Source organism: Ruegeria sp. F11 (assembly GCF_056533855.1).
Genome location: NZ_JBQFOW010000010.1, coordinates 182,384 through 196,413, shown reverse-complemented (window position 1 = coordinate 196,413; position 14,030 = coordinate 182,384). Strand labels below are relative to the sequence as shown.

Sequence of the window (14,030 nt, the reverse complement as noted above, 5' to 3'; positions counted from 1 at the left end):
TCCCCAACCGTCTACAAATAGATTGACGAGGTCGGACCAACATCTGAGGATGGGGCAACCTTCCCGTAAGGAGGCGCGAGCATGGGACTACTGGGGCAGCCACTCGGCTACTACGACTATCTGACATTTGTTGCTTTGATCCTGCTTTTGGCAGCGGTGATGGCACTGTTCCTGTTCCTCATGGGCCTGCCCGGACGGATCGCGATTAAACGCAATCATCCGCATGCCGAAGCGGTCAAAATCATGGGCTGGATGGGCTTTTTGGCGGTCGTTCCGTGGGTTCATGCCTTTATGTGGGCCTTCCATGACGGCGTGACCGTCGACATCCGACGCGGCCCGGACGAGGAAAAAGACGCTATTCGCAAGGATATCGAGCGTTTGGGCGGCACGGTCAAAGAAGAATACCAGGCGTCAGACGAGACGCAGAAGAGCTAAGGCCAAAGGAATCAACTCACTATGTTCGTCGCCCTTGGCATTACGCTTTTCTATCTCATCTTCGTCTGGTTCATTTTCTTCAAGGCTCAATGGCTGAAATTCAACATCATGTGGGGGATTGTCTCCTTCTGGGTGGGCGCACATCTGCTGTTGATCTTCCTTGTTGCCCTGCGGTTTTTTCAGCCCTTCACGGTCGACAGCCACGTGGTGCGCTCGACCATTCAGATCGTGCCGAAGCTGACGCAGCCAACCATACTGACCGAGGTTCTGGTCGAGCCCAACACGCAGGTCACCAAAGGCGATCCGCTGTACCGCTTTGACGATACGGTGTTTTCGCTGGCGGTCGACAACGCCAAGGCGCAGCTAGTTGCAGCTGAGCAGAATGCCAAAATTCTGGAACAGGACGTCATCGCCAAGACCGAAGCGGTCCAGCGCGCCAATGCGCAGTTGGCCTATGCGCTGACCGAACAGGCGCGGTACGAAAACCTTGTCCCTGCTGGCGGCGCACGGCAAGACGAATTGGACAGATGGACCGAACAGGTGGCCGAGGATGAGGCTTCGATCAAGCAGGCTGAGGCGAACCTGAAGAAAGCCGAACTTGCTTTGGAGTCGCAGATCGACGGGGTGAATACCGGTATCATCCAGGCGCAGGCGCAGTTGGATGAGGCGCAGTATTTTCTCGACAACACAACGATTTATGCCCCCGAAAACGGCATGATCGTTTCGCAACAGGCCCGCCCCGGGCTTGTCGTCGGCGATATCCGCCTTGGCGCCATCGCCAGTTTTGTCACCGAGGACAGCCCTTATATTCTGGCCACCTTCCGCCAGCAGAACCTGAAATTTGTCGAGCCGGGTCAGGAGGTTGAAGTGGCGCTTGACCTCTATCCCGGCGAAATCCTGACCGGCAAGGTCGAGGCGATCTGGTGGGCTACCCGTCAGGGCCAGTACCTGCCCTCGGGCCGCCTGCCCGGTTTCGAAACACCCAAACTGCCGGGCAGGATCGCGGTTCAGATCACCGTCGACCTTCCCGAGGGGCATACCTTTCCCGCCGGTGGTCACGCCGCCGTAGCCATCTATACCGGTCAGGGCAAAAGCTTTGAGTTCCTGCGGCGGATCAACATCCGTCTCTACTCTTTCGCCAACTTCATCCGACCGCTGGATATTTGAGGACGCATATCATGACACGGGCCACATCCTTTCGCAGATTGATGGGAACAGCCCTGTGCGCCGCCGTACTGGCGGCCTGCACCCCTGTGGGGCCGGATTTCGTGCGCCCGAACTCTCCGGTCGTGAAGCAATGGATTGAGACCAACAGCCCCCAAGCCAGCCAGAGCAGCGGGCTGACCTCGCGTAGTGCACCAGTTGTGAAATGGTGGGAGACGTTCAACGACCCGACCCTGAACAGGCTGATTGCCGAGGCTTATGCCCAGAACCTCACGCTGCAGGTTGCGGGCGCGCGCGTGCTGCAGGCCCGCGCGCAGCTTGGCATCGCGTTTGGTGAACTTTATCCCCAGTCGCAAGCCATCGGCGGGTCGCTGGAGCGCCGCCAGATCAGTGAAAATCTGGGTCCCATTGCGGACGTCAACCGCATCATCCCGCTTGATACCGAGTTCTCAACCTCGCAGGTCGGCTTCGATGCGCAGTGGGAGCTGGACGTCTGGGGCGCACAGCGGCGCGGAGTTCAGGCGGCGAGATCCAATCTGGCACTGCAGGTGGCCAATTACGACGACGCGCTGGTGACGTTGACCGGGGACGTGGCCGCGCTTTACGTGAATATCCGCGCTCTGCAGGAATCGTTGATCGTGGCGCGCGAGAACATCGCCCTGCAGCAGCAATCGGCAGACCTGACCCAGCTACGTTTCAACAATGGCGTCACGACCGAATTGGACGTGCAGGAATCCAAGGCGCTGCTGAACAATACCAAGGCGCTGGTACCCGAACTGGAAAGCGATCTGCAGCAGACCAAGAACGCTTTGGCCGTTCTGCTGGGTACAACGCCGTCGCGCATGACCAGCCTGCTTGGTAGCTCGGGCCGTATTCCGTCTGCCCGGTCCAACGTCGCGGTTGGCGTTCCGGCCGAGTTGCTGCGCCGCCGCCCGGATGTACGTGCTGCTGAATTGGCGGCAGCTACACAGTCGGCGCAGGTTGGGATTGCGATCGCCGATCTTTACCCTCAGTTTATTCTGTCCGGCTCAATCGGGTTGCAGGCATCCGGTGGGCGCGATCTGTTCAGTTCCAACAGCACCACCGGGCTTGCCAGTGCAGGCGTTGTCTGGAACGTGCTGAACTATGGTCGGATCAAGAACAACGTTCGCGCGCAGGATGCCGCCTATCAGGAGCTGATCGCGAATTACCAAAACACGGTCCTGACTGCCTATTCCGAGGTTGAAAGCGCCATGGTCGCCTATGCGCAGGCGCGCAAGCAGGTCGGGTTCTATCAGCAAAGCGTCGAAGCCTCGCGCAAGGCCGCAGAAATCGCTATCAGCCAGTACACGGACGGCATTGCCAGCTATTCGCGGATTCTGAACACGCAAGAGGCTCTGCTGCAGTCCCAAGCCAATCTGATCCAGGCGCGGCAAGAGGTGTCGAGCAATCTGGTCGCGGTCTACAAAGGTCTCGGTGGCGGCTGGCAAATTCGCCAAAATCAGGAATTCCTGCCCGAAACCGTTCTGGCAGAGATGGCCTATCGCACCGATTGGGGCGACCTGCTGCAGGAAACTCCGACGCGCGCCAGCCTGAACTGACGGTTACTTCGTCAGCCCGCGCAGACCGCCTGAGATCAGGATATTCACCTCGTACAATATGCGCGGGGCCGCGAAACCACCGGGACTGGCCAGATAGTTCGGGCTCCATTCCGGTTCGAATTTCTGCTTGAACGAGCGCAGACCTTCGAAGTGGTAAAACTGCTCGCCATGTTCATAGACAAACCCACCGATCCGGTTCCAGAGCGAGGCAAGCTGGCGGTTCTCGATTCCCGAAAACGGCGCGGCCCCAAGCGAGAACCAGTGAAAGCCCTGTTCCGAGCCCCACACCATCATTTCAGCGAACAGCGCGTCCATCACAAAGCTGGGGCTATCGGGCTCATAACGCATCAGGTCCAGCGACAGTTCGGATTTGTGTCCACCCTGAAACAGGTTGGCAAAGGCCATGATCTTGCCTTCCTCATTCCGCAGAACGGCATGGTCGAAGTACGACAGGTAGTCGTCATCGAACCCGCCCAACGCAAAGCCCTTCTCTTCGCCCGCCTTAAGCGCCAGCCAGTCATCTGAAATCTGGCGCAGTTCCGGCAGCACCGGGGCCAGGTTTTCCTTCGGGATGATCTCGAACACATAACCCTCACGCTCGGCCCGGTTCTTGGCTTGCCGGAACCGCTTGCGCGATTTTCCGTCCAGCGAGAAGTCTTTGAGCGGGACCCGCGCGACCTCGCCAATCTTCAGGATCGACAGGCCAAGGTCCAAAAAGGTCGGCAGATACTTGGTCGAAACGCTGTAGAAAGCGCATAGCTTGCCCTCGCGATCCGCCATTTCGCGCATTTGCCAGATCAACTGCTTGCCTGCCGCCTCATCCCCGACCGGTTCACCTTTTGAGATGATGGCGTTGCCTGTATCGGCATAGGCGATGAACGCGGTCTCATCCGGCGAGATCAGGAATTGTTTGTCGCCGGTCAGCGAGATTTGCGACTCGGTATCCTCGCATTCCATCACAAGGCGCTCGACAACTTCGGGGATTTCCGTGCGGACCGGCGTGGGAATTTCCCGCCCAAATAGCGAGTTCACCGCAACCACCCCAAGGATCACCGCCACCACGAGGCTGGAACGCAGGAAACGTGAGGCGTCTCCGTTCCAGGCAAATTCCCACCACAGGGCGTTCTGGTATTCCACGTGGGAATAGGCAAACAGGCCGATCCAGAAGATCACCGCCAGCAGCGCCACGACGCTGACCAACCACGGGATGTTCAGCCGGAAAATCGACGCGCCGCTGACCCGGTAGAAGGCCCCCCGAAACGTCGCCAGCAGGCCGATCGTCGCCAGAATGCCAATCGCCTCATGCGTATCCAGCCCTTTGGTGAGCGAGGCGACAAACCCCGCGACCATCAACAGCATGGCAACCACCCACGCCCGATAGAGCTTGCGGAATAACCCGCGTGAGACAAGCAGCAACAGCACCCCTACGGCGCTGCCCAGCAGATGCGATGCCTCGACAAAGGACAGGGGCAGGAACTCTCGCAGAACGCCAAGGCTTTGGCTATCCGACGGCAATGCGCCCGAAACCAGAAGGATAACGCCCGCCACCGCAGCCACACCTGCAGCGACCATCGGCACGATCGGACGGACGACCCGGTACACCCATGTTGCCGCCCCACCAATCCGATGCCGCTGCGTCAGGGCCGAGGCCACTGCAATGGACAGGCTCGCAATCCCAAACGGCAGGAAGGTGTAGACAACACGGTACAGCACCAATGCAGCAATGACATCCGAGCGACCGGATGCGCCAAGCCCCGCGATCAGAGTGGCCTCGAACGCGCCAATCCCACCCGGTGCGTGGCTCAGGATACCAACCGCGATGGCAGCCACGTAAACGGTGAAGAAGAATGGAAAGCCGACGCCCAGATCGTCGGGCATCAGAATGTACAGCGTCATGGACGCGCCGAACAAGTCGCCAAGCGCCGCCAGAGTCAGCAGCCCAGCCAGCTTCCCGCTGGGCAGGTTGAACCCAACGCCTGCAAAGGACAGCTTGCGCCCGCCTTTGGACAGCCAGATAAACACCGAGACCAGCAGAGCCAAAAGGCACAGCCCGATGATGGTTTCCGTCGTTTCACTGATCGGGACGACCTTGGACACGCCATCGGGGTGAAAGGTCAGCAGCATTCCCAGCGTCAGCACCAACCCGCTCCAGAACGCGATCCACGAGGTTGCGATCACCCCGGCCACACGCGCAAGGTCCAAGCCCAGCGAGGCATAGATCCTATATCGGATTGCAGTGCCGGTGATGTAGGAAAAACCCAGACAATTCGACACCGCATATCCGCACGCCCCGGCCATTCCCGCCACCGGCAAAGGAACCTCACCATCCGCAACGCTTCGCACCGAAAACACGTCGTACATCGAAAGAGACAGAAAGCTGAACGCCGTCCAGCACAGCGCGAAAAACATCAGCGTCCACGAGGTGTTCTGGATGTCCGTCTGCACGTCCGCCCATTTCACATGGCCCGACAACTCATGCAGAACGATCAACGCGATCAGCGTAATCAGAACGGGAATCGCGATCCGGACCCAGGGCTTTTCCAGCGTCGCCGTGACCTTCTCGGCCCATTGCACGGCCCGGGGTTCTTTGCCTTGCTCGTGACTGGTCATTGTGAAGGTCCCTGTTTTCTGCGCCGGACGCACCGGCGATGCCTGCCCGCAAACATTGACACAATCTTGTTAAACGTCAAAGCACTACGGGGTGGTGTTATGGCAGCGAACTAAAGCCGCCCCTTGCGCGTGGACAGCAGCAGGTTCGTCTCGGACCGGGTGATCCCGTCCATGCGCCGGATCTGGAATAGAACCCCGTCGAGCTCCGCCAGTGTTTCGGTTCCGATCTCGGCGATCAGATCCCAAGCGCCGTTGGTCGAATGCACCGCCTGAACCTGCGGCATAGCCCCGATCCGCGCCATAGTTCTTCCGGTCCCGCGCCCCTCGATCTCGAGCATCATAAGCCCGCGCACTGGGCTTTGCGCCACATCGCGTCGGGTCACGACGGTAAAGCCCACAATCTCGCCCGAGTCCTTCAGGCGCTGCAACCGGCTGCGAACCGTTGTGCGGGTGACGCCCAGTGTTTCGGCAAGCTCGGACAAAGAAGCACGGGCATCCCGATACAGTGCGCTAAGCAGCCTGTTGTCCAAATCGTCCATAACTCATTTCCATTTTGGATTTTTGGGTTCCCTTTTGAACAATTTGACATCTTCCCGCAAGACGCAATGACAGGATAGATCGACATATGGAAACCAAACACATCACACTCGTCGGCGCACCCATGGACGCCGGAAAGCGCCGCCAGGGATGCCGCATGGGCCCTGACGCCTATCGCGTGGCCGGATTGCAGCAGGCGCTGACCGATCTGGGTCATACAGTCACCGATTACGGCGATGTGCGCCCGCGGGCAACCGACACGCCCGATCACGCGCATCTGTTTTCCCTACCCGAATGCGTGGGCTGGACTCAGGCGCTGAGCCAGACCGCGCAGGACGTCGCGGACCAAGGCCTGCCGATCTTCATGGGCGGTGACCACGCCCTGTCGATGGGCACAGTCGCCGGGATGGCCGCGCATGCTGATCGGCTGAATCGCCCTCTGTTCGTGCTCTGGCTGGATGCTCACAGCGACTTCCACACGCCGGACAGTACTGACAGCGGCAACCTGCACGGAACACCGGTCGCCTATTTCACCGGACAGCCCGGGTTTGATGCCTTCCCGCCCCTGCCCGCCACGGTACCGACCGATCAGGTTGGCATGATCGGGCTGCGCTCGGTCGATCCCGCCGAACGCGCCCGGCTTGAGGATGACCGCGCAATGCTGGCCGACATGCGCAGCATCGACGAACATGGAATCAAAGCGCCCCTTTTGGCCTTTCTAGAGCGTGTTCGGGCCGAAAACGGCATCCTGCACGTCTCGCTGGATGTGGATTTCCTGGACCCCGCCATCGCCCCCGCCGTCGGCACCACCGTTCCCGGTGGCGCGACCGAACGCGAGGCGCATCTGGTGATGGAGTTGTTGCACGAAAGCGGGCTGGTCTGTTCGCTTGATCTGGTTGAACTGAACCCGTTTCTGGATGAACGCGGACGCACCGCAAAACTCATGGTCGATCTGGCCGCCTCACTGCTGGGCCGCCGCATCTTCGACCGCCCCACTCGGAGTTTCTGATGACCCTACCTTCTGACAAAGCCCTCGTGCCGTTTGTGTCCGTCGACAACATGATGCGGCTGGTTCACCATATTGGTCTTGAGCAGATGATCACCCAGATCGCCGCCCAGATCGAAGCCGATTTCAAGCGTTGGGAAAGCTTCGACAAAACCCCACGCATCCCGGCCCACTCGCCCCACGGTGTGATCGAACTGATGCCCACTTCGGATGGTGAGGCCTATGGGTTCAAATACGTGAACGGCCACCCTAAGAACACCTCCGAAGGGCTGCAGACTGTAACGGCCTTTGGCTTGCTGGCCGATGTTTACACCGGCTACCCCACCTTGCTGACCGAGATGACGATGCTGACGGCTCTGCGAACGGCGGCGACCTCGGCCCTTGTTGGCAGCTATCTGGCACCGAAATCGGCAACCACAATGGCGATGATCGGCAACGGCGCGCAGTCCGAGTTCCAGTGTCTTGCGTTCAAGGCGATGTGCGGAATCGACACGGTTCGCCTGTATGACACCGATGCCAATGCCACCGCCAAATGCGCGGCGAACCTTCAGGGCAAGGGATTGACGGTCATTCCCTGCAAAACACCCGAGGACGCTATCGAAGGCGCGCAGATCATCACCACTTGCACCGCGGATAAAAAGTACGCCACGATCCTGACCGACAACATGGTCGGCCCCGGCGTCCACATCAACGCGATCGGCGGCGATTGCCCCGGCAAGACCGAACTGCACCGCGACATCCTGCTGCGTTCCGAGATTTTCGTCGAATACCCCGAGCAGACCCGCATTGAGGGTGAAATTCAGGCGCTCGACGACGATCACCCGGTCACCGAGATGTGGCAGGTCATGACCGGCCAGGCCAATGGCCGGACGGATGATCGCCAGATCACCCTGTTCGACAGTGTTGGCTTTGCCATCGAAGATTTCTCGGCCCTGCGCTTTGTCAAGCGCGCCATTGATGGCACCGATTTCTTCGAACCGCTCGACATGCTGGCCGACCCCGACGACCCGCGCGACCTGTTTGGGATGTTGATGCGGGCCGGATAAGCTGGGAGATGGGGGCTCTGCCCCCGCCGCCCTACGGGCGCCTCCCCCGGGATATTTTTAGCCAGATGAAGCAGGGGATCCGCACTTCTTCTGTTCAAAAATACCTCGGAGCGCGAGGCAGAGCCTCACAAAAACCCTTCGCTACCCCGCCAATGACGGCAGGTAGAGCACAATACCTGGAAAGGCCACAAGCAGCGCAATTGTCACCGCGTCTGCGATGAAGAAGGGCGTGACGCCTTTAAACACGTCTTGAACGCTTAGGTCCGGGCGAACCCCTGCGACGACAAAGCAGTTCAAGCCGATGGGGGGTGTGATCAGGCAGAACTCGGCCATTTTCACCACCAGAATACCGAACCAGATCGCACACATAGGACCAGACATGCCAAATGCGCTGTCGGCGGCGCTGACGGTTTCGCCTCCGTTCAGGGCCATCACCGCCGGGTAGACGACTGGCAATGTCAGCAGCAGCATACCGATGGCATCCATGAACATGCCCAGCACCGCATAGGCCAGAAGGATGCAGATCAGGATCAGCATCGGCGACATCTCAAGCGATGTGATCCAGTCCGAAAACGCGCCCGGAAGGTCCGCGAAGCCCAGAAAGCGCACGTAGATCAGAACACCCCAGATGATCGAGAAGATCATGGCGGTCAGTTTTGCGGTTTCCAGCAGCGCGGATTTGAACTCGGCCCACCGCATGCCGTGGAACAGGGCAAAGCAGAACACGATGAAGGCTCCAATTGCGCCGCCTTCGGTCGGTGTGCCCCAGGCTTTGTCCCCGAACGGGTTGTAGACAAAGCAGATGATTATCAGGATCACCGCGACGATAGGGATGGCCCCAGGCAGTGCGGCGAAGCGTTGCTTCCAGCTGAACCCCGTCACCGGCGGGCCGACGGATTTGAACACGACCGCGATACCGACGATCAACAGGCCATAGACCAGCGCCGAGAATGCGCCGGGAATGAACCCGGCCAGCAGCAGTTTGCCCACGTCCTGTTCGACGATGATGGCGTAGATTACGAGGATTGCCGACGGTGGGATCAGCGAGGCCAGTGTTCCGCCTGCAGCCACAACGCCTGCGGCGAAGCGTTTGTTGTACCCGACGCTCAGCATTTCGGGGATCGCGATGCGCGCGAAGACCGCAGATGTCGCCACCGATGCGCCTGACACGGCCGCAAACCCAGCAGTTGCGAAGACGGTGGAGACCGCCAACCCTCCGGGGACCCAGGCGATCCAGCGCTTGGCGGCCTCGAACAGGGCGCGGGTCAGGCCAGCGTAGTAGGCAAGGTAGCCGATCAGGATGAAGGTGGGGATCAGGCTGAGCGTGTGGGCAGCAACCTTGGAATGGGGCACCTGCCCCGCTGTTTTCACCGCAACGGTCACCGCTCTGCCGAACCGGTCGGGGTCATATCCGAACTTGGCCCAGAAGATCCAGACCAACCCGAACAGGCCTGCAAGGCCCGCCGCAAAGGCCACGCGCATGCCGGTGACGACCAGAACCAGCAGACCGCCCGTGACCCACAGGCCGATTTCAATCGTGTCCATGGCCTAGTCCTGCCCTTCGAACTGCTCGGCCTCGGCCGCTGCCTGTGCTGCTGCGTCTTGTATCAACGGAACGGCAACTGGGGCCTCAAGCCCAAGAACCAGCGCGCGCCCATAGCCCCAGACCTGCAGCAGCAACCGGAGGCACAAGACCGAAAACGCGACAGGGGCCAACAACTTGGCTGGCCACAGCGGGATGCCGATGTCGATGGAACTGTCCCGGCTCCATAGTGGTGCGCCAAAATCGAAGGACCGGTCGAAATGCGACCAGCTTCCCCAAACGAGTGCCAGCATCAGCACGAGGATCAGAAGGACTGAGGTCAGTTCGAACAGCCACAGCGCCCGGCCATGCAGCCGGGAAATCACGATGTCCATACGGATATGCCCACCATCGCGCTGTACGTAAGAGATGCCCAGAAACGCGATCAGCGGCATTGCCTGTTCGATCCAGTCCACATAGCCCGGCAGTGGCGCATTAAAGGCGTTGCGCCCGCTGACGGAAACCACCGCCATCACCATAAGGCTGAACACCGCCAGCCCGCTGATCAGCGCCAGAAACCGTTCCAACCCCAGCAAACGCTGGTCCAACTGGCTGAGGCGACTGCCATCTTCCAGCACGGTGGCTTGTCCTGCCATGCCGCTTATTCCCTATGTCCAGAAGAAACCGGGTGCCCGTGCAGGAACCCGGCTATAGCGGTCAGTTACCACCGCGCTGTTGTTGCAGTGTCGCTTGCACCAGATCGTACAGATCCTGCGCTGGCAGACCCTGAGCGGACATGTCCGCGATCCACTGCTCGCGGATCGGATCGGCCGCTGTTGTGCGGAACTCTTCGATCACCGCGTCGTCAATCTCGACCTTCTTGACGCCCTTCTCTTCAAGCACGCTGTCCCATTGTTCGAGCAGGCCGCCATAGTTGGCAAGGTAGTGGTCGATGGCCTCGTCGATGGAGCTGTCCAGCGCCTCGCGATGTTCGGGCGACAGCGCTTCGTAGGCGTCGATGTTGACCACAACCGGGCAGTTCACTGTGCCGGGGTTCAGGTTTGCGGTCCACCAATCGGCCTCGTTGATGGTGCCAAAGGACAGATGCGCGTGCTGGGCAAAGGCGACCGTGTCGACCACGCCGGATTCCATTGCGTTGAAGGCCTCGGTCGCGGGAACTGAGGTCGGCACACCGCCAACCGCTTCGAACGCCTGCCCAAGGCCACCGGTGGCGCGGACCCGCATGCCGTCAAAATCCGACAGTTCGTCGCGCGGCTCGCCGGTGCCCACGATGTTGTACTGCGGCATGGGCGAGGTCATGATGATGCGTGCGTTCCACTGCGCCATCTCATCCTTCACGGCGGGATGGTCATAGACCGCGTGGCTGACGGCCACCTCCTCTTCCAGATTGTTCACACCCAGGAATGGCAGTTCAAGAACGGTGATCGCGCGATTCTTGTCCCGGTGATACCCGGCGCAGAACTGGGCCATCTCGAACGCGCCGATCTCGATCCCGTCCAGATTCTCGCGCGGTTTGGACAGGCCGCCGTAGCTGACGTTGATGGTGAAATCTCCGCCGGTTTTCTCGCTGACAAGCTCGGCCAGTTTTTCGACATGTTCAGTAAAGGCGCGGCGCTTGCCCCAGACGGACGCATTCCATTCGGTGGCTGCGGCTTCGGTGACGAAGGCAACGCCCAAGGCGGCGACGGCAGCGCCGCTCAGCATTCTTTTCATAATGATCTCTCCCGTTGGTGCGCCCCTTTGCCGGAGCGCTTGGAAAGAAGCTAGCGCCAACATAACGTTGTGCCAACCCCATGCGGCAGACAGCGAAGGCAAGTCCGCCGGTCAGATGCAGGAGAGCCCGCCTGTCGGCACCCGGACGCTCGGCCAGCCGGAAGCTTTCACCGGTCAGCTTTCGCCTTGACGGATGTTACATTTACTCATTTGTTTAATAAGTTACTTTTCTAATTTTGCGCCGAAAATTTACAAACTCACAGAAAGTTCAAAAATTTCTTTACAAACTAATCCTGATATTTCGGCAATTTATTTATTTATTTTCACACATCGGTAATATTCAGCGCGGGGAGGAAATGGGTCGACATTTCCAGGGCAACTGGCAGAAACGATCCTACGCATTCCAGTCTTAGAGGAGAGGAGCCTCATATGACCACCGCTGCCCAGGCAGATGCCAAGACATATCCGCCATCCGCAGAAACTGTTGCGCGTGCACATGTAGATGCCGCGAAATACTCCGAGATGTATGCAGCCTCGATCAATGATCCGGACGCGTTCTGGGGGGAACAGGGCAAGCGCGTCGACTGGATCAAGCCTTTTTCTCAGGTCAAGGACACGAATTACGACTTCGGCTCGGTCAAAATCAACTGGTATGCCGATGGCACGCTGAACGTTTCGGCAAACTGTCTGGACCGCCACCTGAAAACCCGCGGCGATCAGACGGCGATTATTTGGGAGCCCGACGATCCAAAAGACGCGGCCCAGCACATCACCTATGCGGAACTGCACCGCCGCACCTGCCGGATGGCCAACATCCTGGAATCGCTGGGCGTTCGCAAAGGTGACCGCGTTGTCATTTACCTGCCAATGATCCCCGAGGCCGCCTATGCCATGCTGGCCTGTGCACGGATTGGCGCGATCCATTCGATCGTATTCGCCGGCTTCTCGCCCGATGCTCTCGCGGCCCGGGTCAACGGATGCGACGCCAAAGTTGTGATCACTGCGGACGAGGCACCGCGTGGTGGCCGTAAAACGCCGCTGAAATCGAACGCGGATGCGGCCCTGCTGCACTGTAAGGACACGGTCAAATGTCTGGTGGTCAAGCGGACCGGCGGTCAGACCACATGGATCGCCGATCGCGACTTTGATTACAACGAAATGGCGCTTGAAGCGGATGATTACTGCGCCCCGGCTGAAATGAATGCCGAGGACCCGTTGTTCATCCTCTATACCTCAGGCTCGACCGGCCAGCCGAAAGGGGTTGTCCACACGACCGGCGGTTATCTGGTCTATGCCTCGATGACGCATGAGATCACCTTTGATTACCACGAAGGTGACATTTACTGGTGTACCGCTGACGTAGGCTGGGTCACCGGTCACAGCTATATTGTCTATGGACCGCTCGCCAACGGTGCGACCACGCTGATGTTCGAAGGCGTACCCACCTTTCCCGACGCGGGTCGGTTCTGGGAAGTCTGCGCGAAGCACAAGGTGAACCAATTCTACACCGCCCCCACCGCAATCCGCGCGCTGATGGGTCAGGGCAATGAGTGGGTCGAAAAACACGACCTGAGCGATCTGCGGACGCTCGGGACCGTTGGCGAACCAATCAACCCCGAGGCCTGGAACTGGTACAACGACGTTGTCGGCAAGGGCAAATGCCCGATCGTGGACACCTGGTGGCAGACCGAAACCGGCGGTCACCTGATGACCCCACTGCCCGGCGCGCATTCGATGAAGCCCGGCGCGGCGATGAAACCGTTCTTCGGCATCCAACCGGTTGTTCTGGACCCGCAATCCGGGGTCGAGATCAACGGCAACGGGGTCGAGGGCGTCCTGTGCATCAAGGACAGTTGGCCCGGCCAGATGCGCACCGTCTGGGGCGACCATGAGCGGTTCGAAAAAACCTATTTCTCGGACTACAAAGGCTACTATTTCACCGGTGACGGTTGTCGCCGCGACGAGGATGGCGATTACTGGATCACCGGCCGCGTCGATGATGTGATCAACGTCTCGGGCCACCGCATGGGCACCGCCGAAGTGGAAAGCGCGCTGGTGGCGCATGCGGCCGTGGCTGAAGCCGCTGTTGTGGGCTATCCCCATGAAATCAAAGGGCAAGGCATCTATTGCTACGTCACGCTGATGAATGATCGTGAACCCTCGGACGAGCTTATGAAAGAGCTGCGCACCTGGGTTCGCACCGAGATCGGCCCGATTGCCAGCCCGGACGTGATCCAGTGGTCGCCGGGCCTGCCCAAGACCCGCTCGGGCAAGATCATGCGCCGTATCCTGCGCAAGATTGCCGAGAACGATTTCGGTTCGCTGGGCGATACCTCGACACTGGCCGATCCGTCGGTTGTCGATGATCTGATCCAGAACCGCGCGAACAAGTGAGG

General features: G+C 59.7%; 11 protein-coding genes. 6 read left to right on the top strand and 5 right to left on the bottom strand.

Annotation, left to right across the window (positions count from 1 at the left end):
* Positions 1-81: 81 nt before the first annotated feature.
* The 3 genes from ACR0NJ_RS15135 to ACR0NJ_RS15125 are packed head-to-tail and all read left to right on the top strand — an operon-like array spanning position 82 to position 3,179.
* Positions 82-435 carry a DUF3302 domain-containing protein gene (locus ACR0NJ_RS15135; protein ID WP_480610323.1) on the top strand — a complete coding sequence of 118 codons (354 nt, stop codon included), beginning with the start codon at positions 82-84 and terminating at the stop codon, positions 433-435.
* Between the two features lie 21 nt (positions 436-456).
* Positions 457-1,602, top strand: coding sequence for an HlyD family secretion protein (locus tag ACR0NJ_RS15130; RefSeq protein WP_480817967.1), 1,146 nt, complete (start codon positions 457-459; stop codon positions 1,600-1,602).
* Positions 1,603-1,613: 11 nt separating this feature from the next.
* Complete coding sequence (locus ACR0NJ_RS15125; protein WP_480817966.1) at positions 1,614-3,179, top strand: efflux transporter outer membrane subunit; 1,566 nt, start codon at positions 1,614-1,616, stop codon at positions 3,177-3,179.
* Positions 3,180-3,182: 3 nt separating this feature from the next.
* On the opposite strand, the gene mprF is transcribed toward ACR0NJ_RS15125, so the two are convergent.
* Together mprF and ACR0NJ_RS15115 are read right to left on the bottom strand one after the other, a co-directional pair.
* A complete protein-coding gene (gene mprF / locus ACR0NJ_RS15120; RefSeq protein WP_480817965.1) occupies positions 3,183-5,789 on the bottom strand; it encodes a bifunctional lysylphosphatidylglycerol flippase/synthetase MprF in 2,607 nt (868 codons plus the stop codon).
* Positions 5,790-5,899: 110 nt separating this feature from the next.
* Positions 5,900-6,328, bottom strand: a complete 429-nt coding sequence (locus tag ACR0NJ_RS15115) for an Lrp/AsnC family transcriptional regulator (protein WP_480817964.1) — start codon at positions 6,326-6,328, stop codon at positions 5,900-5,902.
* 86 nt (positions 6,329-6,414) lie between these two features.
* Here ACR0NJ_RS15115 and rocF point away from each other — a divergent pair, with 86 nt between their 5' ends.
* The gene (rocF, locus tag ACR0NJ_RS15110; protein ID WP_480817963.1) at positions 6,415-7,335 is read left to right on the top strand and encodes an arginase; all 921 of its coding nucleotides are present in this window, start codon (positions 6,415-6,417) and stop codon (positions 7,333-7,335) included.
* Positions 7,335-8,378 (top strand): ornithine cyclodeaminase, encoded by a 1,044-nt coding sequence (locus ACR0NJ_RS15105; RefSeq protein ID WP_480817962.1) that lies wholly within the window; start codon positions 7,335-7,337, stop codon positions 8,376-8,378. Before rocF ends, ACR0NJ_RS15105 begins: the two co-directional genes overlap by 1 nt.
* Before the next feature lie 141 nt (positions 8,379-8,519).
* Here ACR0NJ_RS15105 and ACR0NJ_RS15100 read toward each other — a convergent pair whose 3' ends face one another.
* From ACR0NJ_RS15100 to ACR0NJ_RS15090, 3 genes are all read right to left on the bottom strand, one after another.
* Positions 8,520-9,923: a TRAP transporter large permease gene (locus ACR0NJ_RS15100; protein WP_480817961.1), complete on the bottom strand. Its 1,404-nt coding sequence runs from the start codon at positions 9,921-9,923 to the stop codon at positions 8,520-8,522.
* A gap of 3 nt (positions 9,924-9,926) precedes the next feature.
* Entirely contained in the window at positions 9,927-10,556 is a 630-nt protein-coding gene (locus ACR0NJ_RS15095; protein ID WP_480817960.1) for a TRAP transporter small permease subunit, read from the bottom strand.
* 61 nt (positions 10,557-10,617) lie between these two features.
* Positions 10,618-11,634, bottom strand: a complete 1,017-nt coding sequence (locus ACR0NJ_RS15090; protein WP_480817959.1) for a C4-dicarboxylate TRAP transporter substrate-binding protein — start codon at positions 11,632-11,634, stop codon at positions 10,618-10,620.
* Between the two features lie 429 nt (positions 11,635-12,063).
* Here ACR0NJ_RS15090 and acs point away from each other — a divergent pair, with 429 nt between their 5' ends.
* On the top strand, positions 12,064-14,028 hold the full coding sequence (gene acs / locus ACR0NJ_RS15085; protein WP_480817958.1) for an acetate--CoA ligase: 1,965 nt from the start codon (positions 12,064-12,066) through the stop codon (positions 14,026-14,028).
* The last annotated feature ends 2 nt before the right edge of the window (positions 14,029-14,030 follow it).

Bases quoted from the DNA above. Each gene is read 5' to 3' on its own strand.
- ACR0NJ_RS15135 (WP_480610323.1), top strand. From the start codon at position 82: ATGGGACTACTGGGGCAGCCACTCGGCTACTACGACTATCTGACATTT.
- ACR0NJ_RS15130 (WP_480817967.1), top strand. From the start codon at position 457: ATGTTCGTCGCCCTTGGCATTACGCTTTTCTATCTCATCTTCGTCTGG.
- ACR0NJ_RS15125 (WP_480817966.1), top strand. From the start codon at position 1,614: ATGACACGGGCCACATCCTTTCGCAGATTGATGGGAACAGCCCTGTGC.
- mprF (WP_480817965.1), bottom strand. From the start codon at position 5,789: ATGACCAGTCACGAGCAAGGCAAAGAACCCCGGGCCGTGCAATGGGCC.
- ACR0NJ_RS15115 (WP_480817964.1), bottom strand. From the start codon at position 6,328: ATGGACGATTTGGACAACAGGCTGCTTAGCGCACTGTATCGGGATGCC.
- rocF (WP_480817963.1), top strand. From the start codon at position 6,415: ATGGAAACCAAACACATCACACTCGTCGGCGCACCCATGGACGCCGGA.
- ACR0NJ_RS15105 (WP_480817962.1), top strand. From the start codon at position 7,335: ATGACCCTACCTTCTGACAAAGCCCTCGTGCCGTTTGTGTCCGTCGAC.
- ACR0NJ_RS15100 (WP_480817961.1), bottom strand. From the start codon at position 9,923: ATGGACACGATTGAAATCGGCCTGTGGGTCACGGGCGGTCTGCTGGTT.
- ACR0NJ_RS15095 (WP_480817960.1), bottom strand. From the start codon at position 10,556: ATGGCAGGACAAGCCACCGTGCTGGAAGATGGCAGTCGCCTCAGCCAG.
- ACR0NJ_RS15090 (WP_480817959.1), bottom strand. From the start codon at position 11,634: ATGAAAAGAATGCTGAGCGGCGCTGCCGTCGCCGCCTTGGGCGTTGCC.
- acs (WP_480817958.1), top strand. From the start codon at position 12,064: ATGACCACCGCTGCCCAGGCAGATGCCAAGACATATCCGCCATCCGCA.